This is a genomic window from Shewanella sp. 2_MG-2023, from assembly GCF_030548905.1.
Taxonomy (GTDB): Bacteria; Pseudomonadota; Gammaproteobacteria; order Enterobacterales; family Shewanellaceae; genus Shewanella; species Shewanella electrodiphila.
The window spans coordinates 157,876-181,101 of sequence record NZ_JAUOSO010000009.1; the positions used below are offsets into that span (position 1 = coordinate 157,876).

A 23,226-nucleotide genomic window follows, 5' to 3' on the forward strand; every position below is an offset into this window, starting at 1 on the left:
ATTAATCTACGACCAACAAAGCAGACATTATCCCAACTATTAGATAGACGGACTGAACAATTTAAACTCAGCATTGATTGAGAATAACCTCCAAGTACATACCGAAAATCCAAACCCTGTAACTTCCCTCAATCACTTATTTCATTGAGGAGCATAAACATGACCTAGCAATAAATAGACAAATAACATCTGAGATAGTTGACAAAATGACCAATTTAAAAATAACATAACATCATATGTTTATTTAGATACAATGTTTAAGTGATTAGATAAATGAAAGGTCTCCAAGTGGCTATATATACAAAAATAAATCTCAAAGTCGTGATATCGATACTTTGGGGGTGCTGTTGTTTATCCTCTGTTGTTGTAGCAAATACCTTCGATTCTAGTATTAAACCTACAGGTTTAAATAAGAGCGATCTTAGCCAACCTAATGTTGTATTCATCGCAATTGATGATTTGAAAGCGGGATCAGGCGCAATTACTCCAAACATTGATGCAATAGCAAAGGGAGGAGTCCGATTTACTCAAGCATATGCACAGCAAGCAATATGCGGTCCTTCAAGAGCAAGTGTACTAACAGGAACGCGCCCTGATACCACAGGGGTAATTCATAACTACATTAAATTTCGTGATAAATATCCTGATATCATTACTTTGCCCCAGCACTTTAGTGCCCACGGATATAATACAAGTTACGTTGGTAAAATTTTTCATCATGGTGATAAAGATGACAAACTTTCTTGGAATTGGCCTGCGGTTCAAACCATTCCAAATCAAATAGCAAAACCTAGACGCTACGCATTGAGCATTAACCAACAGCAGCAAATAGCCAATAAAAAAATTATGAAACTGCGTTATGGCGAGCAAGCCAAGTTTGGGCTTGGAAGTGGACCAGCATTTGAAAAGGCAAAAGTTGCGGATACCGCATATAAAGACGGTTACAATGCTCAGTTAGCTATTTTGACTATTCAAGAATTAACAGAACAATCACATAAACCATTTTTTTTCGGCTTTGGTTTGAATAAACCACACCTTCCATGGGTTGCTCCACAAAAATTTTGGGACTTATATCAAAATCATGATATTGAATTAACTACGCTAAGAGCGCCTCCGAAGAATGGCGCTAGCGTAGGACTGCACTCTTCCTTTGAGCTAAGAACTTTTTCTAACATCCCCAAAAAAGGTCCTATTAATGACACATTAGCTATTGAACTGAAACATGCTTACCTTGCATCGGTGAGTTACGTTGATGCACAAATAGGTAAGCTAATTAGAGCTTTAGAATCTCAAAACATCATGCAAAACACCATAATTGTCTTGTGGAGCGATCATGGATATCACATAGGTGAAATGGGAATTTGGGGTAAGGCCAGTAACTATGAAACAGCAACGCGTGTTCCGTTAATAATATCTACCCCTGAGACCAGAAAAAATCCGAAATCAGTCACTTCACAAGCATTAGTTGAATTAGTGGATCTTTATCCAACATTAACAGAGCTTGCAGGTTTTTCAGCCCCCGTTATCACCCAAGGAAAAAGTATGGTGCCTTTACTGGAAAACCCTAATCAAATTTGGAAACAAGCCGCTTTCAGCCAATTTCCAACACCTGCACTACGTGAATGGGGAGCATACCCTTTACGAAAAGGCATGCGAGAAACCTATTTCGGACCATTATTACAACAAGTAGAAACTCAAATTCAGCATCAATTCAAACACAACCAACATGCTACTAAAATAAATGAGTGGAATAGAGAGCTTTTTGAGAAATTCCTTATGGGGTATGCCATGCGTACCTCTCAATATCGCATTATCGCTTGGAAAGACCACAGAGATCCGCAGCTGAGTCCACTTTTTGTAGAAGTGTTTGATCATCATCAAGACCCTCATGAAACAGTCAATATTGCAGAGTTAAAACCAGATTTAACAACAGCTCTGTTGGCTCAATTGAAGGAAACCTGGCCGAATAGCTCTGTCTCATCTATTGAACAAAATAAGGGACGCATCAATTCAGTAGATACTATTAATAAAGATCATTAAACAGCCTAGATAATCGCTTCTATTGTATTACACCTTTAACTAGCTGGTTTCACTGAGTGATTTTGAATTCAATTGTTAACAAGGAAGAACTAAAACATGAAAAGAAGAAGCTTTTTTAAAGCTGCAGCTCTAGCATCTGTATTTCCAGCAAGTGCTAGCCAAATGGCTATTGGTATCGGCTCTGCTGATAAAAATAAAAACTCAAATACAAATACACCACTCTCCGATGGGTCCAAAAGTCAATTCAATCAACAAGACCGCACTAAAGACAAATGGCTAAACTTAGGTACGAATAACAATACAGATTTAAATCGGCCCAGTCGAAATGTCAGCCTTAGTGCTGATATTGTTGTCATCGGCGGTGGCGCCGCTGGTATATGTGCAGCCGTCTCTGCAGCAAGATTAGGCTCTAAGGTGGTACTGGTACAAGATAGGCCTGTTTTAGGGGGCAATGCTTCAAGTGAAATGCGTGTGCACTTAAATGGCGTCAACCGTTTAAACTCAGGCCTTGCAGAGCGTGAAACTGGTATCATTGAAGAAATATTATTGCATAATCGTTTCGAAAACCCACAAGAATCATTTCCTGTTTGGGACCATGTTTTGTATGACTTTGTCATACGAGAACCTAACATTGAATTGATGTTAAACACCCAAGCTATAGCAAGTATCGTCAAGGATAACCAAATTCAGCAGGTTCGATGCTGGCAACTCACAACGGAAACTGAATATTTAATTAGCGCACAATATTTTATCGACTGCTCAGGCGATGGACTTATGGCCGCTACTGCTGGCGCAGAATATCGAACTGGACGTGAAGGAAAATCTGAGTTTAATGAACAATTTGCCCCAGATGTTGCAGATGGGTGGCAAATGGGCGCATCATTACTAATGTCTGCGAAAGACATGGGCCGTGAAACCCCCTACACCGCGCCTTCATGGGCGATCAAATTTGATGCTAAAAATGCCCATAAGCGCCGAAAATTTGCAGCTTACGATGAAGGTATTTGGTGGGTTGAAGTCGGTAGTGAATATGACATTGTTGGTGAGCAAGAGATTAATCGACACAAATTAATGGGTTACCTTCATGGTGTTTGGGATCATATTAAAAATTCTGGTCAATTCCCTGAATCAGCAAACCTCGCTCTAGATTGGGTGGGTTCATTGCCATCAAGGCGTGAATCTCGGCGCTTTATAGGAGACTATATACATAATGAACGAGACTTAATTGAACTACGACACTTTGAGGATGCTGTTGCATTTGGCGGTTGGGGAATTGATGAGCACAATCCAGGAGGTATGGATAACATCCACATGGCACCTACTATCTTTCATGCTCACTTTGATGAAGTCTACCAAATTCCTTTTAGAAGCTTATATTCACGAACAATAACTAACTTATTATTTGCAGGAAGAAACATCAGTCAAACTCATATCGCACTTGCCTCTTCTCGTATCATGGCAACTTGTGCCCTTATGGGCCAAGCTGTGGGTACCGCTGCAAATTTATGTCAAAAGTTGAACGTAAGCCCAAGGCAGTTAGGGAAGAGTCATATCAATGAATTACAAGAGCAATTATTACGTGATGATGTCTTTATTCCGAAAAGGCCAGCAAAAGCACCGAATGATCTAGCACGTAAAAGTACTTTATTTGCTTCAAGTACCTTGTCTGGAGATATCAGTCTCCTATTAAATGGCATTTCACGAGATATAGACAATAAAATCAATCACTGGCAATCTCGACATTTGCCAGCCAATATACAATTGGAATGGCCTAAGCCTGTTGGTATATCAACAGTTGAAATAAAATGTGACACCAATGTGAAACGCAATATCATGATGCGTAAAGATTCCAAGAATGACCAATACTTTAGTAATAGCGTGCCTGATGAAATGGTTAAAGATTTAAAGCTTCAAGCTAGAGTTAAAGGTCAATGGATTGATGTTGCTAGCATTAAACAAAATCGAACACGCTTAATTAAAGTCAACTTCCCATCCGTTAATGCTACAGCGTTAAAACTAGAGATACTATCAACATACGGTAAACCAACAGTAAAACTTTTTGAAATAAGAGCTTATAGCTAATGTCTATTTTAAGGCGAGTATCTATTTTATTGTTAACTATATGTTTAACGGCTTGTAGTAAACCTGAGCCGTTAATCAGTATTTCGGTAAACTTTACTCACCCAGGTAGCAAAACGAGCGTAGCGGAAAGTAACATATTATATGTCTCATCAGAATCAATTCGCAGCTCAGATTTGAGCAAAAGCTTTTCAGGCTTACCAGAAGAGTTAACTCGTAACTATTCGATGAATGTCATATCCGTTTTTTGCGGCGAAGATCTTTGCAAGACAGATCTTGTGACTTTACATTGGGATGCAATAGGTCAATTCACCCATTACACTATGGCCGATAACCTCAAACTGGAAAAAGGCCAAGCACAGGATTTTGAGCCGCAAGATTACGTAAAGTTAACAAGTATCTTATCGAATAAGCAATCAGGCTTAGCAGATTTAAAAGCCAGTGAACTGATCAATAAGACAAGTAGCGGGTCAGCGCCTACTGTCGGCGCAGATGCTGTTACAGGCGCTACTGTAGCCATTAACAAACAAGATTATATTGAAGGGGCAATTTGGACTTGTTATACACTTTGGCATTTTGCTCAAGGTGAACTAGTCAGCATTGTCGCCAATATTACAGGCAGTGAACTTAACCAGTTGGAACTGCTGAACTTACTCAAACATGAAAAAAATGAGTTACAGCAATTTGCCATTTCACAGCTAGCCTACCAGCAATATCAAGATAACAAAACAATCGCAGCAGTCACTGAATTTGCTTTAACAAACCAGTCAGGTTTTGAAAATGACATCATCGCGTTCTCCAAGAATTTAGCAATGCCGCAGTACCAGAAAATGGTTACAGAACTCACTTTATATGGCAGTCACTCTCTCAGATTGAGAATATTGCAATCTCTACTAGAATCAGAGGAAATAATTAAACTAAATAGCACGTTAATATTAGCATTAGCGAAACAAATATCCGCTTGGCAAGACCCACAATCTTTACATAGCTTTCTGCAGCTATTGCAGAAGCAAAATAATCAGAGTCCACAGCTGATTCAAGCATTGATTCCCTCATTACAACAAGCAGATTTTATCAGTGCAAGAAACGTGTATTATTATCTAATTAATCATGTGACTCATACTCAGCATCAACAAAAGTTGACTTTATTTCAGCAATTACATGCTGAGAAACTATAGTCATAAATCATACTTGCACTAAAAGCTTATTCCGCTAATCTTCCAAACTCAATCAAGAATGAATCATGCTAACTTTCGCTTCCAATAATTGCACTTGATTCAAGTTCACTTAAATTATGAACATCTAGCAATTCTTGTTCTGTTAACACACCACCGCCTAACGAGCGATAAAGGGTAATCATTGATAACAAGCGGTCACGCCTCACTTGGCTTAAGGTTAGCTCGGCATTGAATAAGCTTCGCTGAGCATCCATTAAATCTAGTGAGCTAGAAACACCATTTCGGTATCTCAGCATGGCTAAACGAGTATATTCCTTCGAAGCAGCGACTAAATCTTGCTGCGCCTCGATAGCGAGTTCTGAGCGCCTGAAACTATTCATCGCATCATTCACTTCAAAATAGGCACTTAGTACCGTACTGCGATAGGCAAGATTTGCCTGTTTATATTCTTGTTGCGCAATCTCGTATTGAGCTGAAATACTACCAGCATTAAATATAGGCGCAGTAATACCACCAAGCAGCGACCATGTTAGTCCTTGGCTATCAAAAATGCTGCTGAGGTCATCTGTTTCAGTGCCGTAACTGCCGCTAATGGTAAATTGTGGGAAAAATGCAGTTTTAGCCACACCCACATTCGCATTCGCTGCAATCAATGCTTGTTCCGCTGCTTTTACATCTGGCCGTTGAGATAACATTTGCGATGGCACGCCAACCACAAAGCTATTGGGAAATAACGTTATATCTTCAAGTAGCTCACCACCTGTTTTAGCTTCTAACGGATAATTAAATTCCCCAAGTAATATTTTTAGCTGGTTAGATTTGGCTTTCCTTTCAAAATCTAAATCTGGCAAGGTCACTTTCGCGCTTTGATATTCGACTTCAGCTTGGCGTACTTGTAAGCCTGAAATCACCCCGTTCTTTTTACGCAAACGCGATAAGTCACGCTCTTTTAAACGAATCTCAACGGTATTTAATGCAATTTGATAACGCTGTTCAATATCAAGCCACTCGTAATATCGACTAGCAACATCACTAATAAGACTAATTACCGCTAGATTTAACGCATCTTGTGCTGACAAAAAGTTTGCGTACTCAGCTTCACTTCGACGTCTATTGGCTCCCCAAATATCTAATTCCCACGAAACCGTGCCAGCAAGATTAAACTCATTACCATGCTCAGGATCTGTGCTAGTAATCGCACTATCAATAGCGCGCTCAGCGCCAGCTTCAAGCCCTAGTGATGGATATAGGGCAGCGCCTGTTACTGTAACCTTTGAACGAGCGGCAATTAAACGCGAACGAACTGATTCGAGATCTAAATTTTGCGATAACGCATGCGAGATAAGTATTTGTAAGTCTGGGTCTAAATAAAACGATTTCCATTTCGATAAACCAAGATTCGTCTGTGGCTCTTGGGCTAAATCATCGTGATACTGGGCAGGCAGCTCCATCTCAGGGCGTTGATAATCAGGCCCCATCGCACAGCTTGTTAGCAGTATGCTTAAACCAAGTGGAACAAAGGATCTAGCTGGTTTCTGAACAAGACCGTTTTGAACAAATATTTTTTGCACAAGTAATTTAAACACTGTCAGCCCCCTTTACATCAGTAAGCTTGTTAATGTGTTTATCTTCTGACACTTTAGACTTTAACCAACCTGCGGTGGTGACAAAAAATAGCGGCACCATCACAATACCGATACTGGTCGCAAATACCATTCCGCATAGGATTGGAATAGAAATACTTTGGCGACTGACAGCGCCCGGGCCTACTGATAACACCAGCGGTAACACGCCTAATATGAATGCCATCGAAGTCATTAAGATAGGTCTAAAACGCATGGTCGCGGCTTCTAATGCAGCATCCACTCGACTTTTACCTTCTTTATGAAGTTGATTAGCAAACTCAACAATTAAGATTGAATTTTTAGCCGCCATACCAATCAAGGCAATAAAGGCCACTTGGAAAAATAAGTTACTTTCCATGCCGCTTATCAAGGTGCCTAATGAAGCGCCTAACATCGCAATCGGTGCTATTAACAACACTGCTATAGGAATCGTCCAACTCTCATAAAGCGCGGCTAAAAATAAGAATACAAACACCATAGCCAACGATACGGCAATGCTGGTTTGGTTTGCTGATTGCACTTCCTGATAAGTAATACCTGTCCACTCGTAGCTGAACTCATTCGGTAGCATAGGTTTAGCCACCCGCTCAATGGCTTTAATTACATCACCCGATGCGTAGCCTTGTGCTGGCGTTGCGTTAACAGAGGCGCTACTGAACAAGTTATAATGGGTTACTGAAGCTGGTCCAACGGTGTAGTCATACTTAGCAAGCACACCAATAGGCACCATCGCACCAGTATTAGATCGAACGTAGTAATCTTTAATTTGTTCAGGGAATTGACGGTACTGCTCTTCAGCCTGCACTTTTACCCGATAAACACGGCCAAACAAATTAAAATCATTCACCGTTGAGGAGTCAGTAAAGGTTTTAATCGTGCTATAAATATCTGCGACATCCACTCCAATGGCCATAGCCTTAGCTTCATCTACAGTTAAATGAAGTTGCGGAATGGCACTTTGCAACGACAAACTTGCTGAGGCAATTTCAGGTTGTAACTTTAACGCTTCAACCAGTTCATCCGCCGTTTCCATTAGCCCTTTAAAGTTAGTCCCTGATGTATCTTGCAGTTCCATCTCAACACCTGAGCCATTTCCAAGCCCAGGCACAGCAGAAGGTAAATACAAATTAAATTCAGCTTCTAGCACCTTATGTAATGAAATACGGATGTCTTTCATCACTTTTTGTACTGTGGCATCACTTTCAGCCCTGTCCGCCCAAGGCTTTAAAATAACTTCAAATTGACCATTAGCCTGGTTAGAACCTGAGCGTTTATTTTCGCCCGCTAAGGTAAATGAATATGCAATTGCAGGATGGGATAACACATGAGCTTCAGCTTTTTTCAGCACAGCTTGCGAGCGGTTAACCGTTGCACCATTTGGCAAGGTCATATCAATAAAGAATCGGCCTTGATCTTCATCAGGCATAAAGCTTGAGGGCAGCGACGACATAATGAAATAAACACCACCGACCATTAATGCAAACAAGAAATAACTGCGCTTTGCATGTTTTGTGGTCAGCGCGACTAGAGCACTGTATTTGCTGGTACTGATATCCAGTTTATCGTTCATCCATTTGAAAAAGCCGCTCGTGGCTTTATCACCCGGTTTTAGCAATAATGCACATAAGGCAGGCGACAGGGTTAACGCCACGACGGTTGAAATGAGCACTGCGACGGTAATCGCAACCGCAAACTCACGGTACATAATGCCAGTGATACCTGACAAAAATGACACTGGCACAAATACAGCGGCGAGCACTAAACTGGTAGCAACTAATGCTCCTGATAGCTCTTTCATTGCCACTTTTGTGGCTTCGACAGAAGACATACCATTTTCATTCATTAAGCGTTCAACATTTTCAACCACCACAATGGCATCATCAACTACGATACCAATCGCAAGCACTAATGCCAGTAAACTCACTGTGTTAATCGTAAAGCCAAACGCTAACATCGCTGCTAACGTACCAATCAAAGAAACAGGCACCGCAATAGCTGGAATCAATGTTGCGCGGACATTTTGTAAAAATAAAAACACCACTAGAATCACTAAAATCAGCGCTTCTACCAGTGTCTTAACCACTTCATCTATTGAGTTTTCGATAAACACAGATGCATCAAAAAAGACTTCCCAGTTCATGCCTTGGGGGAATTTTTCTGCCAGCTTTGCCATTTCTGCTTTTACGTTTTTTGTCACTTCTAACGCATTGGCACCCGGTAATAAGTACACCTGTAAAATGGTCGCATTAGCGCCATTTAACTGCGATTGTAATGTGTAAGATGAGGAGCCTAATTCGATTTGAGCAATATCACGTAAACGGATAATTGAACCATCGTTATTTGCTCGCACAATGATTTCTTTAAATTGCGGCACACTGCTCATACGACCTGCCGCAGTAATCGGCAATGTCATGCTAAGTGAGTCACTGTTAGGTTGTGAGCCAATAGAGCCAGCTGGTGATTCTTTATTTTGCGCTTTGATTGCACTTATCACATCGGCAGTTGTTAAACTGTAGCCAGCCATCATGTCAGGCCTTAGCCATACTCGCATTGAGTAACTTCTTGCACCTGTGTTTCTCACTCGGCCAACACCTGGGATCCGCTTCAGTGCTGATTCAATATTAATGGTGCCGTAGTTACTGAGATAAATTTCATCAAAGCGTTCATCACTTGACGTTAGTGCAAGCTTTAATAACTCAACTGAAGCTTCTTTAGAAACCGAAACACCTTCGGTTTGTACGTCAATCGGCAAACTTCCTGTAGCTTGTTGCGTTGAGTTTTGTACATCAACAGCTGCAAGGTCGGGATTAGTCCCCACGTCAAAAGTAATGGTGACATTGGCACTACCTGAGTTGGTGCTTTTTGAACTCATGTAAATCATATTCGGCAAGCCGTTTAGCTCTTGTTCAAGCGGCGTTGCGACAGATTCTGCTGCAGTGGTTGATGTTGCTCCGGGGTATGACGCTGATACTTTGACTTGCGGCGGCGTAATGTAGGGATACTGATCAATTGGTAGCTGAAACATGGCAATAAGCCCAAGTAACACGATAACAATTGAAATCACGCAAGCATAAACAGGTCGATTAACAAAGAACTGAGCCATCAGTTTTGCTCCTGCTCTTGTTCTAACTCCTGCAGCTTAAGCGCCTGTTCTTTAAGAATCACATCTTCTTTCTTATGATATTCCTCTGCTGTTAATGGCTCAGCTAATTGACCATGGCGAACACGGTGCATGCCTTCAACAATCACTAACTCCCCTGCTTTTAAGCCACTTTTAACCACAACGCCCATTTCGCCTTGATGCTCAATGACAATAAATCGACGTTCCACTTTATTGTCTGGTAGGACGACCATCACGTAGACACCGCCCTGCTCCACTTGCGTGGCTTTTTGAGGGATGACGATGGCATTATTCACTTCATTGAGTTTAATGCGCACATTAGTATATTGGCCCGGAAGCAACTCTCTATCAGGGTTGGGTAATTCGGCTCTGACTTGGAATGTACCGGTTTCTGGGTTGACTGAAGGATCAGTAAAACCAACATCGCCTAAAAAACGGTATTGACTATTATCAGGCAGTGTAATTCTCACAAAACCCTCAACTGCTTTACCTTCAGCTTCTGCTTCTTGCTGTGCAGAATAACTGGTCATACGACGGCGAGCATTAAGGTAATCCAGCGCCGACATATTAAACGTCACATAAATTGGATTGACTTGTTTTACGCGAGTCAATAATGACTGGCCGCTGCTACCGACTAACGCGCCAATATCCACTTCAGAACGACTAACAAGCCCAGATATTGGCGAGCGGATTTCGGTATAACTGAGTTCAAGTTCAGCTTCTTCTAATTCAGCTTTACTGGCTGCTAAACTTGATCTTGCTTGTGACAATATCGATATCGCATTATCAAAATCTAGCTGACTGGTGGCATCTTGCTCATAAAGAGGCTTTAACCGCTCAACATCACGTTTAGATTTATCTAGCACTGATTGTTGCGACTCAACATTAGCTTTTAATCTATTAACCACAGCAAGATAAGGTCTATTATCGATGGAATATAACAGCGCACCTTCTTTCACAGCGCTGCCTTCAATGAAGCTTTTTCCTTCTACAAAACCGTCAACACGAGCTCTAACCTCGACATCTAAAGAAGCTTTCGTTACCCCGACATAATTACCATATAAAGGCACAGTCGCGGTATTCACTTGCTCTACTACCACTAATTTAGGGGTTATTTGAGGAGCTGGCTTTTCACAGCCCGATAAAGATGCTGCTGTAATAATAACTGCGAGTGAAAATGTTGGAGGAGTGAAAAACGATGCCATAGCTATCCCTAAATCCTTGATGGTGAGTGCTAATCCATTACTTGCTTTTTGTCCATAAAAACACAATAAAACAGCAAGAGGTTACAGTTACACTTTTATAACAGTGTAAGTTCAATTATCTAACACATCAAGGAATGGATAGGATTAGTTTTTACAGCAAGCACAGGTAGTTAGCGACTTTGTCTACAATGGAAGAATAAAATAATGCTACTGGCTAGAAGCATCATTTATCCAAGGTAAATATGCTTAAGCCGTAGAGTTAGTTAGCGCAATGAAGTTTATTATAATAGGTTCGCAGTTGAGGCATATTCTCAAAACAAAACGACTAGTTCAGTTCAGTCGAGTCACGTCAGTTTTATCGTCTCTGGCACTTTCGTGAAAGATGTCGCCTAAATACCGAGCAAGCTCATGTTCTGATAATTCACTCGGGATCACAACATCATATACCCGAGTGCGTAACCCAGTATTTGAGTCTATAAATAAATGCCATTCATTGTCTATTCTTTTAACTGACATAGCTTTTCCAAACACATCAAACTTTAACAACATACGTTCTCCTCTAATGTTTTTAAAACATCTCAACAAACAACTGGAGATGATAACTGAATTACATCACTTTAAAATCTCGTTAATGATGAATATTACTTACATAAAAAATCTTTGAACAATCGTTCCATTTCAACTTTATCGATAAGTTTTGCACACTCATTAAAGTCAACATGTACTGGTCTACAAAATAAGAACAAAAAATGCCGCTATCAATAAGCGGCATTTTTAACACATTGTTTAAAAAATTAATTTACAACTGCAACTTGATTAGCCTTATTGCACAGTTGCTTCAGCAGAACCAGAGTAAGTCGTACTGAGATCGTAACCCACAGCATAACTTTCGAAGTCCTCAGATAAAACCGACGTATCTGTTGCATCATCAATCAGGATATCATCAGCGAGTAATTCTTTTGATGATTCTTTATCCGAGGTACCAATACGGACTTGGTACGTTTCTGTTGCTGTCCCCGTTTTAATTGCAACATAAGGACCAAAGAACGTAGAACCACCATCAATTGACACTGAATAACCTGTCGCAGTCCACTCAATAACTACATCAATATCAGTACCATCAGTATAGGTTAAGTCTCCAATAGTTTGTTGCTTTTTATCTGCATCGCGATATTGAACAACGCCATCATTACTAAAGGCAACTTCACCCGTTAAGTTACTTGAAGAAGCAGAGCCACCGTAAATACTAATGTAAACGGTATTGCTTTCACCAACACCTGTTGTAGGAGTAAAGCCATCAATAGCTTGTCGCTTAATGGTTGCAGAAATAGAGCCTTCAGCAAGTGCCGCCGTTGTTAAGCGTAATTCAGCATCAGCATCTGTTGTTGTGTCTGCCATTCTGGCAATTTTATTTACACTAGTTCCCGCTATGGTTTTAACGGTTGCTTCAGCAGAGTTTGAGTAAGTCGTGCTTAAATCTTCACCCTCAGCAAATGTCTCGAAGTCTTCAGACAGAACTGCCGAGTCTGTATCATCAGCAATGACGATATCATCAGCGAGTAATTCTCTTGATGATTCTTTATCCGAGGTACCAATACGGACTTGGTACGTTTCTGTTGCTGTCCCCGTTTTAATTGCAACATAAGGACCAAAGAACGTAGAACCACCATCAATTGACACTGAATAACCTGTCGCAGTCCACTCAATAACTACATCAATATCAGTACCATCAGTATAGGTTAAGTCTCCAATAGTTTGTTGCTTTTTATCTGCATCGCGATATTGAACAACGCCATCATTACTAAAGGCAACTTCACCCGTTAAGTTACTTGAAGAAGCAGAGCCACCGTAAATACTAATGTAAACGGTATTGCTTTCACCAACACCTGTTGTAGGAGTAAAGCCATCAATAGCTTTTCGCTTAATGGTTGCAGAAATAGAGCCTTCAGCAAGTGGGGCCGTTGTTAAACGTAATTCAGCATCAGCATCTGTTGTTGTATCAGCCATTCTAGCGACATTATTATCTCCAGTAGCAACAACAACTGTACCTGTAATTGTGATAGTAAATTCAGCGGTAGTGCCATCAACTGATTCAATGGTAAAGGTATCAATTTCACTTTCACCCACAACAAGCGCAGCAATAGTGGGATCCGTGGTATCAAGGGTATAAGTCCATGAACCATCATCTAAAATTTCTAATGTACCGTACATACCCGTTAAGGTTGACTGAACAATAGAATCTTCGCCAACATCTGGGTCAAGTATACTTACAGCGCCTGTTAACGTTGCCTCATCAGCCGCAATTCTTCCTACTAAATCAAAAAATGCCGCTGGCGTATTTTCTACTGTGCCGTCACCAGCATCAAATACGATAACTTCTGAGTAAATAGCTACGCCATACTTGCTGCCTGTACCATCTAAAGTTTCGCCTGCATCATAAACTTCAAAGTCATCTGAAAATATACTAGTTGTGCCAGCGGTATCAGAGAAGACCTCGATGTTATCAACATAAAAAGAACCAAAAGGAATCGTTCTATCATTATCACCGAATCTAAATTGGATAGCTTTCACACCATCAGCGAACCACTGGTCTAAGCCAGTATAATCAGAGTCAACAACCGCTGCAGTAGAGAAAGAACCGCCACCAATCACTTCACCATCAATAGTCACGGTGATTTGTTCCGTTTCGTCTAAGTCCCATGTGATTTCTACATCATAAAACTGGTCTTCAACAAATGGTGCAGTGATTAAATTTCCAGGGTAAGCGTCACTGTCAGTATTTCGAACAAAGAAACGTGGATCAATTATAGTGCCGTCGTCTCCAGTTTGAGTTCCTTGAATACGTAAATCCATTAACGCTTCACTAGAACTACCAGAAGAACCATAAAGCGTAATATAAGCATCTTTAATATTTCCATCACTACCAAGCGCAACCTCTTTAGTGAAAGAAGCACTTAGTTTACCTTGACGAAGGTTATCAACGCTAAATCTAAGCTCACCCGTATCGCCGCCTGTATCGCTTATTTTTACAACCTGAGTAAGCGAAGCTACACGAATATCAATGTAAGCAGTGGTACCGTCAATAGAAGCGATAGTGATTGAATCTCTTACAGAATTACCTAACTCAAGGCTAGCCACTGTTTCGTTTGCAGTATTAACTGTATACGACCAGCTTCCGTCAGCGCTGATACTAAATGTACCATAATCAAGTGCTACATCAGTTTGCGCAACAAAAGCATCTTCTTGAAAGTTTGGATCAATAATGGTTAATGAACCAGTTAATGGATCCGTAGTAGTATGTTGAACAGTACCACCTAATTCTCCTTCGATGATTGCAGCAACAGGGTCATTGTTATAACCCACAGACGCGCCAATGACGTCAAGTAACGCCTCATCAACAGAACTAGCGACTTGTGAAGTCGTTTGCAAATTAATTTGTGCTGTCTCAAGTGTCACTAAAGACTCTTCAGAAAAAGAACCATCAGCGACGTCACTTGCAAGATCTTGCATAACGGTAGATAAATCTGCGTCTGCGTTGTCTGCATCAACTTGTGATAGTAGCGCTAGCACAGAACCATATCTATCAGCATCTTCAGCACCATCAGCGCCAAGTTCAACAGTACCAACTAAAGTAGGAAGCACTTCTGTTGTATCAAAACGAATACCAAAACGAGCATTAATTATTTTAGCTTCGTCAGCAAACTGGTTTAAATCACTACCCGCGTTTTGAACAGCCATTTCGGTTAAAGGAGAAACAACATAGGTAGGTGGTGGTAGTATAGTTTCCAGACCCGCTGCATCAGTCTCTACTATATTTTCAACTACATTCACTACAGATCTTAGTTGAGGAGCATCTAAGGTTAAACCTGTTGATTCGTCCGTATAAGTACCGCCAGTACATGCAATTAAACCTGTACCTTCGAAGTGTACGTCGCTAAATGTAACACCACCTGAAACATCAGAGGTTGCAGCAGCTTGTGCAGGAAGAACCGCTGCACCACTATCATCAACTTCAAATATGTCACAAGTTGCACCATCAATAGGGCCCTTAATAATGCTAGCAGAAACATTTAAGGTTGGATTGATAGTAGGTGTAGATGCACCAACACCTTCGGTAAAACCTGCCTCATCAGTATAATTAGCAGAAACAGAAATGACTGAACCTTCATCGGCTTCAGTAATGGTGATGGATGTACCAATAACACCTGTTGACCATACGTAAGTAAGTGTATCAGCTATAATTCCGTCAGCATCAGTAGCTGCTGCAGAGATTGTTTCGCCAGCGATAAAATTGCTTCCGGTTATTGCTATACTACCGCGAGTATTTCCATCTAGTTCAGCACCGTCATCACCGCCACAACCTAATAGACCTGTCGCAATGATGAGCGGTATAAAGGATTTATTATTCATTTTTATGACTCCAAAAAAGATTCTTTTTCCAAATTTAGCTTGTTTTATTTAAGTACTAGACTTGGCTAGTACTTAAAGCTGACACCTGCAAACAGGCGAGGACCGTAATCACTTACTTGACCTAAGTTACCTTGGGTATAGAAGTCATCACTGCGAGGCTCACTGAACAAGTTAATTGCTGAAACTTTAATACGAACGTGTTGATTGATTTTGTAAGCAGCACGAGCTTCCCAAATACCTGCCTCATCAACATAACGCAGTCTTGTGCCGTTAGAAGTGTATGGTTGGAAGTATTCACTACGATACTTGTAGATAAGAGCAGTATCAAAACCGCCTATTTGATAGTAAATCTGTCCATTGAATACATGTTCAGAAAACCCAGGTACTGAGGCAGGAGGAACAATACCTACGGTATCCTGAATAGCAACACCATCTAAATCAGTAGTAAAGGTACTACCGTAGTTACTATCTTCAAACTCATAGGTTGTATCTGCATAGTTATAACCAAGCTTCACACCAATGCCTAAGTCCCAACGATAGGAGAATGTCGCTTCAAAACCATAAAGGTCACTATTTTCGTCAGTAGTGACTGAATTAGTAATAGGTAAAGAAACTTCCACACCGTCAACGATAAAATTCTCTAACTGTGTTTGCTGTTGGTAACCGCCATTGAATTGCTTGTAGTAAACACCTAACGCTACCATAGAGTCATCGCTTGGATACCATTCAAAAGCAGCGTCATAGTTCCATGACATTAATGGTTGAAGATCAGGATTACCTGAACCATTAACACCAACCAACAAATCTTCAACTGATTCAGGGTCATCCGAGTCATCGGTTACGAATGTGCGGCTATAACCTAGATCAGACGGATCTGCACGTGACATACCTCGGTAAATACCGGCCCTTAGGAGAATATCGTCACTATAATCAACGACTAAGTTAAAGCTTGGTAGTACTTCAGTGTAATCACCACCACCAACAATCTTTTCAATACTTCCGTCTGGTACTAATTCGACGATACCTGTCGCCGGATCAGTGACAACGTCGAAACCTTCTCTAAAGCCAATAGAGGTAATGTCAGAGTTCACTACACGAACACCAAAGTTACCACGAATAAATTTACCAAACATTTCAGTGTCGTAATTAAGCATGGCGTAAGCAGAGATAGTTTCTTCTGTTACGTCAATAGTACCCGCATTCTCGTATGTAACCTCTGGGTATGCGAATTCGCCGCCTTGTGATGCTGCTACTGCTTGAGAGAAACACTCGTTATTGTAAGTTGCCCACGAAGCGCCTGTACCGCTTTCTACAACATTACCTGAACTGTCAACATGGGTGATAATATCACCGTCAGAAACACTAGATAAAAAATCAGTCTCAGGGAAGGCTATTTGGCAACCTTCAAGTACGTCGATGGCCGATGTTGCAGATTCATCTAAATTAAATGTAGTTCTTGAGCCATTACCGTTCGTGCCACCAAATTGAACAAATGTTAGCTCAGAAACGCGAACGCCAGCTTGAACGCTACTGAAAAAATCACCGTCTAGAATATAATCAATATCAAGGCGTGCACCCATAATTTCGTTGTCGCGGACATTTTCTCTGTCGATACGAGTACGAAGGCTGTCAGTAAAATTGGAAATATCAGTCACATCAAAATCAGTAACTGTGAAATGAGGAATATGTTCACCTAAATCCCAAGAAAAGAAAGGACGAGAGCTCGTTCTTCCTCGGTTTGTTATTTGTAGTTCTTCACGGCTAGTTTTAGAATAGCCAAGGTCAAGACTAATCTTTAGATCATCAGAGAAAAAATGTTCAACGTTCAAGCCATATCCACGATAATTTTCTTCACGCGAAAATTGCTCGCCCGCAGATTCGATACGTTCTTCACCTTCCCAATGTAGAATACCGCCAACATCGTTTGTGATCAGATTTTGTCCCGTTACACCCGGTGTAACGCGCTTTTGTAAGAAAATTAAATCATGACGCGCTTCTGCTTGGGTACGATCTGAAATTTGCGCGTCAAAATTGATATCCCATTTATTTGAGGGTTGGTATTGTAGAGCAAAGAATAAAGCATCTCTTTCATCAGATGTTTCATTTTGACGGAAGCTTCGGCTTGAGCCAGTCCATGCGTATTCTCTGCCATCATCTACTGCAAGACCGGTTTCTGGATCAATTTCATTATTATAACCTTGGTTATTCGAGCCAACAATTTCATCTTCACAATCGCCCGCTTCACTGCGGAAAAAGCCAGTATTGGTATCGGTTGGATCATTCAAACATGCCCACAAAGATGAACCCGTTGGGCTTGAGCTTCTATATTCAGCTTCTGGCTGGCTAATATCTTGACGCTGAAAACCCACACTTAAACCAAATGCTTGGCCGTTATCAAACTCAAATTGATCAACATAACTTAGTGTTCCACGGTAGCCCAAATCATCTTGAAGTGAATTGTCAACGTTTGCTTGGTCTGGGTTGTAGTTAGCTTTTACTTCAGCCTGAAAACGTTGCTTACCAAAATCTAAAGGCTTAAGTGTCTCCAGGGTAATAACACCGGCAACACCACCTTCAATCATGGAAGCGTCTTGTGTTTTATAAATAGCTACTTTCTGCATCAACTCTGATGGGAACTGAGAAAAGTTAACTGAACGGTCACCACTACCATTGGTCGCTTCACGGCCATTGATGTTAGTGGCACTTAAGAATGGGCCTAAACCACGAATACTGATTTCAGTAGCACCACCATTTTCACGGTGAGATGATGCACCCGTTAATGTTTCTAGCGCCTCACCAATTGAAAGTGCAGGTAAATCACCAATATCTGAAGCAGATAAACCGTCAACAACCGTGGTAGATTCACGCTTTATTGCAATTTGGTCTTGAATTGTTCTACGTGTACCAGTAACTACAACAACTTCTATATCATCATCAACTTTATCTAGATTTTCAGTTTCTGCTTCTTGTGCTATTGCCGAAAATGCAAAAGAACTGGTTAAAGAAGTAAATGCAGCAAGCTTCATCCATTTTGCTATAGGTGAAAGCTTGAACTTCCCTATTTTATGGATGGGTTTTGTTTTTTTACTTATTTTCGTCGACATACCGTACTTCCCCTTAGTATTTTAATAAGCATGTTAATGCCATATATTGGTATATTTTTTATTGCTAGCAGGTTACTGCCATTAAAGTCTTATATTTATTATTGCAAGCAGATTACTGCCATTAAATTCTTATATTTATTATTGCAATCAGGTTACTGCTATTAAATTCTTATATTTAAATTAGAGTTATATTAATTTCAACAGACGAAACCCAAACAAAGGTTTTAACCTATTAATTTAAATAAAAATATAACCAATAATTGTAGTTACGAATTACGAGTTACGAATTTTAAATTGATGTGTTAAATGCGCTAAAACTTATAACCTTTATGCATGTTGTGGATATGATAAAAAGTGGCTTGCACATAATCGCCTTCGGCGCCGCCATTGTTTTGGTTATAAACACCCGCTTTAAAGTACATATACTGGTTACTAGCACTGTAACCACTATCTTTCATATCGTAGTACTTAGTAATATTAGGCTTACCTTCCCTGATTATAGTGACGAACAACACTTCATCTTCGACGGAAATTTTATAAGAGAATTTTTCGTTTAAGGCGATTCCGTCATCAGGGTCTGACAAAGTATGTGAACGTGAGCCAATCATATTTATCCAAATATCATCACCATCATTTATTTCATGGGCAAAATAAATAGCCCCTTTCGAGTTGGCTGGTAATTTTCGATAATATAAACGAATAGGTTCGTCATCCGTCGCGTGAATTTGCCCGATGACCACGCGTCCAACCTTTTTTTTATCACCTGTGGTAGATACTCGGTTTATTGCCAACGTCCCTTCCAAACTGCCTTCAACACCCCCAGACTTAGCTTTCGCCGAACCATGCGCATTGCTGAAAACCCAGTTATTTTTAGTCAGGCCACGAGTTTTTATTCTGCTATTACCTCTACGTAGCATTTCGCGTAGTTCGGTTCTCGCATATTTTGTATTTTTTGAGGTCTTGGCACCTACGTTTGGGCAAGCGAATACCAAACCACCATCATCTGCTGTATAAAAAAATGGCTTTAAGTTAAAGCCCTTACCTAATGATTTCTCATAGACGGTATCAGCTTTTTTATCTTTGTTGAGATCGGTTGGCAACGTTAACGACCAATCGAGTAAGTCAAAATTTTCACCTGGCTTTTTAAGCGGATCGAGTTTTGACAAATCCCCCAGTAAAACACCTTCAGCAAGACTAGTGTGTGACTTAGGAATAAGCGTATTCTCCTCAATCTCCTGAGCATTGAGTGATGCGCTAAAAACAGTTAAAGCAAAAACTAGCACAGCGAAAACGTCACACATTTTCTTTTGAATATGTCGGTAAGATTTATATGTGTTGATATTGGAATCCTTTATAATTTACGATCTCTTTGTTGAATATGATCGTGTATTGTTCGGCTTAACTATTTTCATAGCTTACTTAGAATACCTATATGCGCAGCATGAAGTGACGCACCTACACATGAACTTAACTAACCCTGAAAAACGTAATAAAAATAGGTAAGACTTTGCTTCTAATTAACACCAAAATTTATCTAATTTCGTTTTAAAAATAAGCAGAACTCTTTGTTGTATATGATCAAAGAGCTATGATTAATTGTTACGCACAGAATCACACACAACCCACCTAAAACACTCACACACTTAACAACTTGTTTACACCTGTAACTTTGTGTTAAACAAAATATAACCAACACAACATATCATTGTCAACCAAAATAGTGCCACAAGCATTACCAAAAACCAGAATTGGTAGTAACAAGGGATTAAAAAAGACTAGCGCATTGGCTTGACACATTTTTCACAAAATAAAAAGAACATGATAAACAGAAACTTATAGGAGGAACGAGCTGTTATTGTTGAATGGTTTTTATATTCACTACCAATGGATATGACAACATTACCAAATAACAGAACAAAGTTAGTCAGTGACTCAGCTGTATCCCAAATTTACAAAGGTTTATTACCAATTATTCATATAGGTATTACCAATAAATAGTGTAATGAGATTACAGTTCAGAACTAATATGCAGATTATAAGCTGTACGATAATTCGTATTGATTGTGATTTATCATTAATGATCTTGTTGAACGAAGCTGCGCTGTCAGGCGCATTAGTGCTTATTTCGATGCATGTCCTGATAACCTTTCAATCGATGATTTGAAGCGCTACTTTGCCAGTTTGATTGCCTTACATTCGTGGAGCACCGTGAAACTTGACCGTAATGGGTTGCACAATCACTTGTAAATAGGTCTATCGATATGTCCTTGACCAGCACTGGCAGTGGCTTAATATTGTTAAGCCGCCACAAGTCAATAGACTGCCAGATATGCTTACGCCCGCAGAAGTCTCTATCGTTATTAGTCTTACTCATAAGCTGCGATATCAAGTGTGTTTTCACACCTTATACAGTATGGGATTGCGCCTCGGTGAGGCTATTTCACTTCAGGTTGGTGACATCGATTCACAGGTGATGCAGGTGCACATACGTAACCCCAAAGGTGGGCATGATATAAGGACCGTACAAGAACTACTTGGCCATAATGATGTAAAAACAACCCAAATATATACCCATGTTGCAGGCTTACACCAAACAGGTGTTTTAAGCCCTATGGATATAAAGTAATAAATGTAAAAAGTGATTAACTTTTAATGCGATTTACTTTTAATGCGCTAGGGCCTGTTGATCTTTCGAGGTTATTTTTGCAGCGAATTGTTGGTCATTTGTACAAGGCAGAGACTTTGTGGTGTAGTTATTCTACATAAAAAGTCGATAACGCAGTAAAAATGACCAACAAACGCTGCCCAAAGGGTTCGACTAAAAGCGTTTTACTCTTTGTTGAATGCATCTTTGTGAATAAAAGGTGCTTAGATGACTAGGCATCAATTCATTCGCCTCGATTAAAACGCTTTTATTTCGAACAAAACTTAACCAGCAAAGATCAACAGGCCCTAGTAAAGCGAATAGATTGAGCAGCTTGTTTTGCGGTTGGGTTAGATAAGTGAGGAACATAACCCATAAACTCAGAGGTCATTATTTGTGTTAACGTCGCGAGGTTTTCATCTTGATATGCCATGTCAGGATCCACTTGATTCGCAACCCACCCCACGATGGTTAATCCATCAGCCAATATCGCTTCTTGGGTTAATAAAGCATGATTAAGGCAACCTAACTTCATGCCAACCACCAAAATAATACCGACTTGATGTTGTGTTGCTAACAATTTAACACTGTCAGATAAGTACTCGCCATTGCCTAGCGGTAAACGCCAGCCACCAGCGCCTTCGATTAATCCAAAATCAGCCTTTTCAAGCTCAGTTAGTGGTAAGGAGTCCACTACACCTTGTGCCGTCAACGCTAGCCCTTGTTGCTTAGCCGCAATATGCGGTGCAATAGCTGGCTTAAATGCAACGGGGTTGATTTGCTGATAATCAAGCTTGATATTTGACTCTGCAATTAGTGCCAAGGCATCGCTATTTCTCAGGCCGTTTTCGGTTTGTTCACAACCAGAAGCGATGGGTTTAACACCAATTTTAGTGCCTTCTGCCGCATGTAATAATGCTGACGACACTAAGGTTTTACCGCTATCGGTATCAGTGCCTGTGATGAAATAAATCATTGCAATAAACCTTCTATTTTTTTGTTAACTGCAAATAGGTAATTTGATATGTCAGTGGAATACCTTCTGCCTGTCGCATCGTTTCAGCATGTTGCTTTAATGCTAACCAATCCTTACGGCCACGAAGTGATACCTTTTCTAATCCTGTGCGGCTTGTATGCGAGCGACTTTTATTTGAGCCGCTTTTATCTGAGCAGCAGCTATGCAAGTTTTCTTGGTGAGATTTTACCGAAGCACCAACACCTTTTATTGAATAAAGCATTGTTCGTAAATCATTAAAATAGAGCGATTCACTGCATTCATTAACTGAATCAACTTGCCAATATTGGCTATCGATTGCTGCTGTTATTTGTTCAACGGTTCGAAAAGCGTTGTGCCCTAACCCCAATGTTTCAAGCTCAGGTAAACTGCCACTGGTAACAATACTGATAAAACACGTGGCTTTAGGTTTAACGACTCGATGAAACTCGTTAAATACTGCCGTTAAGTCACCGCACCATTGCAATACTAGATTTGAATATAGCCCATCAAATTGTTGCTGAGATAAAGGTAGGTTAGCAGCATCGGCGCACAAGGTAAGATATGAAGGAAAAGACTGGTTTACTACTGCCAGCATTTGCTCTGATAAATCCACCGCGGTCACTTTGGTAATGTCTTGTCCGTACGCAGTGAAATCAGTGCCAGGACCGCAACCAATATCAACAAGACTGCCTTTAAGCGCCGCTTTGCTTAATAGTTTTTCAGCGGTGATCCGCTGCAACACATCATGTTGTTTATAAGTTGTCGCTGCCTGAGAAAACTTCACTGCCACAGGGTTATTTGAGTTCATTCACGCTCTCGAAAC

General features: G+C 40.4%; 12 protein-coding genes and 1 pseudogene. 4 read left to right on the top strand and 9 right to left on the bottom strand.

The window, feature by feature from the left end:
* Positions 1-288: 288 nt before the first annotated feature.
* The 3 genes from Q4600_RS11070 to Q4600_RS11080 all read left to right on the top strand — a co-directional run bounded on the left by Q4600_RS11070 (position 289) and on the right by Q4600_RS11080 (position 5,297).
* Positions 289-2,040 carry a sulfatase gene (locus Q4600_RS11070; RefSeq protein WP_303516238.1) on the top strand — a complete coding sequence of 584 codons (1,752 nt, stop codon included), beginning with the start codon at positions 289-291 and terminating at the stop codon, positions 2,038-2,040.
* A 96-nt stretch (positions 2,041-2,136) separates the two neighbouring features.
* Complete coding sequence (locus Q4600_RS11075; protein ID WP_303516240.1) at positions 2,137-4,122, top strand: FAD-dependent oxidoreductase; 1,986 nt, start codon at positions 2,137-2,139, stop codon at positions 4,120-4,122.
* Positions 4,122-5,297, top strand: a complete 1,176-nt coding sequence (locus Q4600_RS11080) for a hypothetical protein (protein WP_303516241.1) — start codon at positions 4,122-4,124, stop codon at positions 5,295-5,297. Before Q4600_RS11075 ends, Q4600_RS11080 begins: the two co-directional genes overlap by 1 nt.
* 68 nt (positions 5,298-5,365) lie before the next feature.
* Here Q4600_RS11080 and Q4600_RS11085 read toward each other — a convergent pair whose 3' ends face one another.
* The 7 genes from Q4600_RS11085 to Q4600_RS11115 all read right to left on the bottom strand — a co-directional run bounded on the left by Q4600_RS11085 (position 5,366) and on the right by Q4600_RS11115 (position 20,045).
* Positions 5,366-6,883: an efflux transporter outer membrane subunit gene (locus Q4600_RS11085; protein WP_303516242.1), complete on the bottom strand. Its 1,518-nt coding sequence runs from the start codon at positions 6,881-6,883 to the stop codon at positions 5,366-5,368.
* A complete protein-coding gene (locus Q4600_RS11090) occupies positions 6,876-10,025 on the bottom strand; it encodes an efflux RND transporter permease subunit (protein ID WP_248955377.1) in 3,150 nt (1,049 codons plus the stop codon). The genes Q4600_RS11085 and Q4600_RS11090 overlap by 8 nt, the downstream gene beginning before the upstream one ends.
* A complete protein-coding gene (locus Q4600_RS11095; protein ID WP_303516245.1) occupies positions 10,025-11,248 on the bottom strand; it encodes an efflux RND transporter periplasmic adaptor subunit in 1,224 nt (407 codons plus the stop codon). The genes Q4600_RS11090 and Q4600_RS11095 overlap by 1 nt, the downstream gene beginning before the upstream one ends.
* A gap of 330 nt (positions 11,249-11,578) precedes the next feature.
* Entirely contained in the window at positions 11,579-11,797 is a 219-nt protein-coding gene (locus tag Q4600_RS11100) for a hypothetical protein (protein WP_303516247.1), read from the bottom strand.
* 273 nt (positions 11,798-12,070) lie between these two features.
* A complete protein-coding gene (locus Q4600_RS11105) occupies positions 12,071-15,658 on the bottom strand; it encodes a VCBS domain-containing protein (protein ID WP_303516248.1) in 3,588 nt (1,195 codons plus the stop codon).
* 65 nt (positions 15,659-15,723) lie between these two features.
* Positions 15,724-18,762, bottom strand: a complete 3,039-nt coding sequence (locus Q4600_RS11110) for a TonB-dependent receptor (protein WP_248955381.1) — start codon at positions 18,760-18,762, stop codon at positions 15,724-15,726.
* A gap of 311 nt (positions 18,763-19,073) precedes the next feature.
* Complete coding sequence (locus Q4600_RS11115) at positions 19,074-20,045, bottom strand: polysaccharide lyase family 7 protein (RefSeq protein WP_241906423.1); 972 nt, start codon at positions 20,043-20,045, stop codon at positions 19,074-19,076.
* A gap of 1,220 nt (positions 20,046-21,265) precedes the next feature.
* Here Q4600_RS11115 and Q4600_RS21190 point away from each other — a divergent pair.
* Positions 21,266-21,388, top strand: a pseudogene (locus Q4600_RS21190) (tyrosine-type recombinase/integrase); the annotation flags it as partial.
* A 316-nt stretch (positions 21,389-21,704) separates the two neighbouring features.
* Here Q4600_RS21190 and bioD read toward each other — a convergent pair.
* Together bioD and Q4600_RS11130 are read right to left on the bottom strand one after the other, a co-directional pair.
* Positions 21,705-22,379 carry a dethiobiotin synthase gene (bioD, locus tag Q4600_RS11125; protein ID WP_303516281.1) on the bottom strand — a complete coding sequence of 225 codons (675 nt, stop codon included), beginning with the start codon at positions 22,377-22,379 and terminating at the stop codon, positions 21,705-21,707.
* Between the two features lie 16 nt (positions 22,380-22,395).
* Positions 22,396-23,211: a methyltransferase domain-containing protein gene (locus Q4600_RS11130; protein ID WP_303516251.1), complete on the bottom strand. Its 816-nt coding sequence runs from the start codon at positions 23,209-23,211 to the stop codon at positions 22,396-22,398.
* Positions 23,212-23,226: the final 15 nt, after the last annotated feature.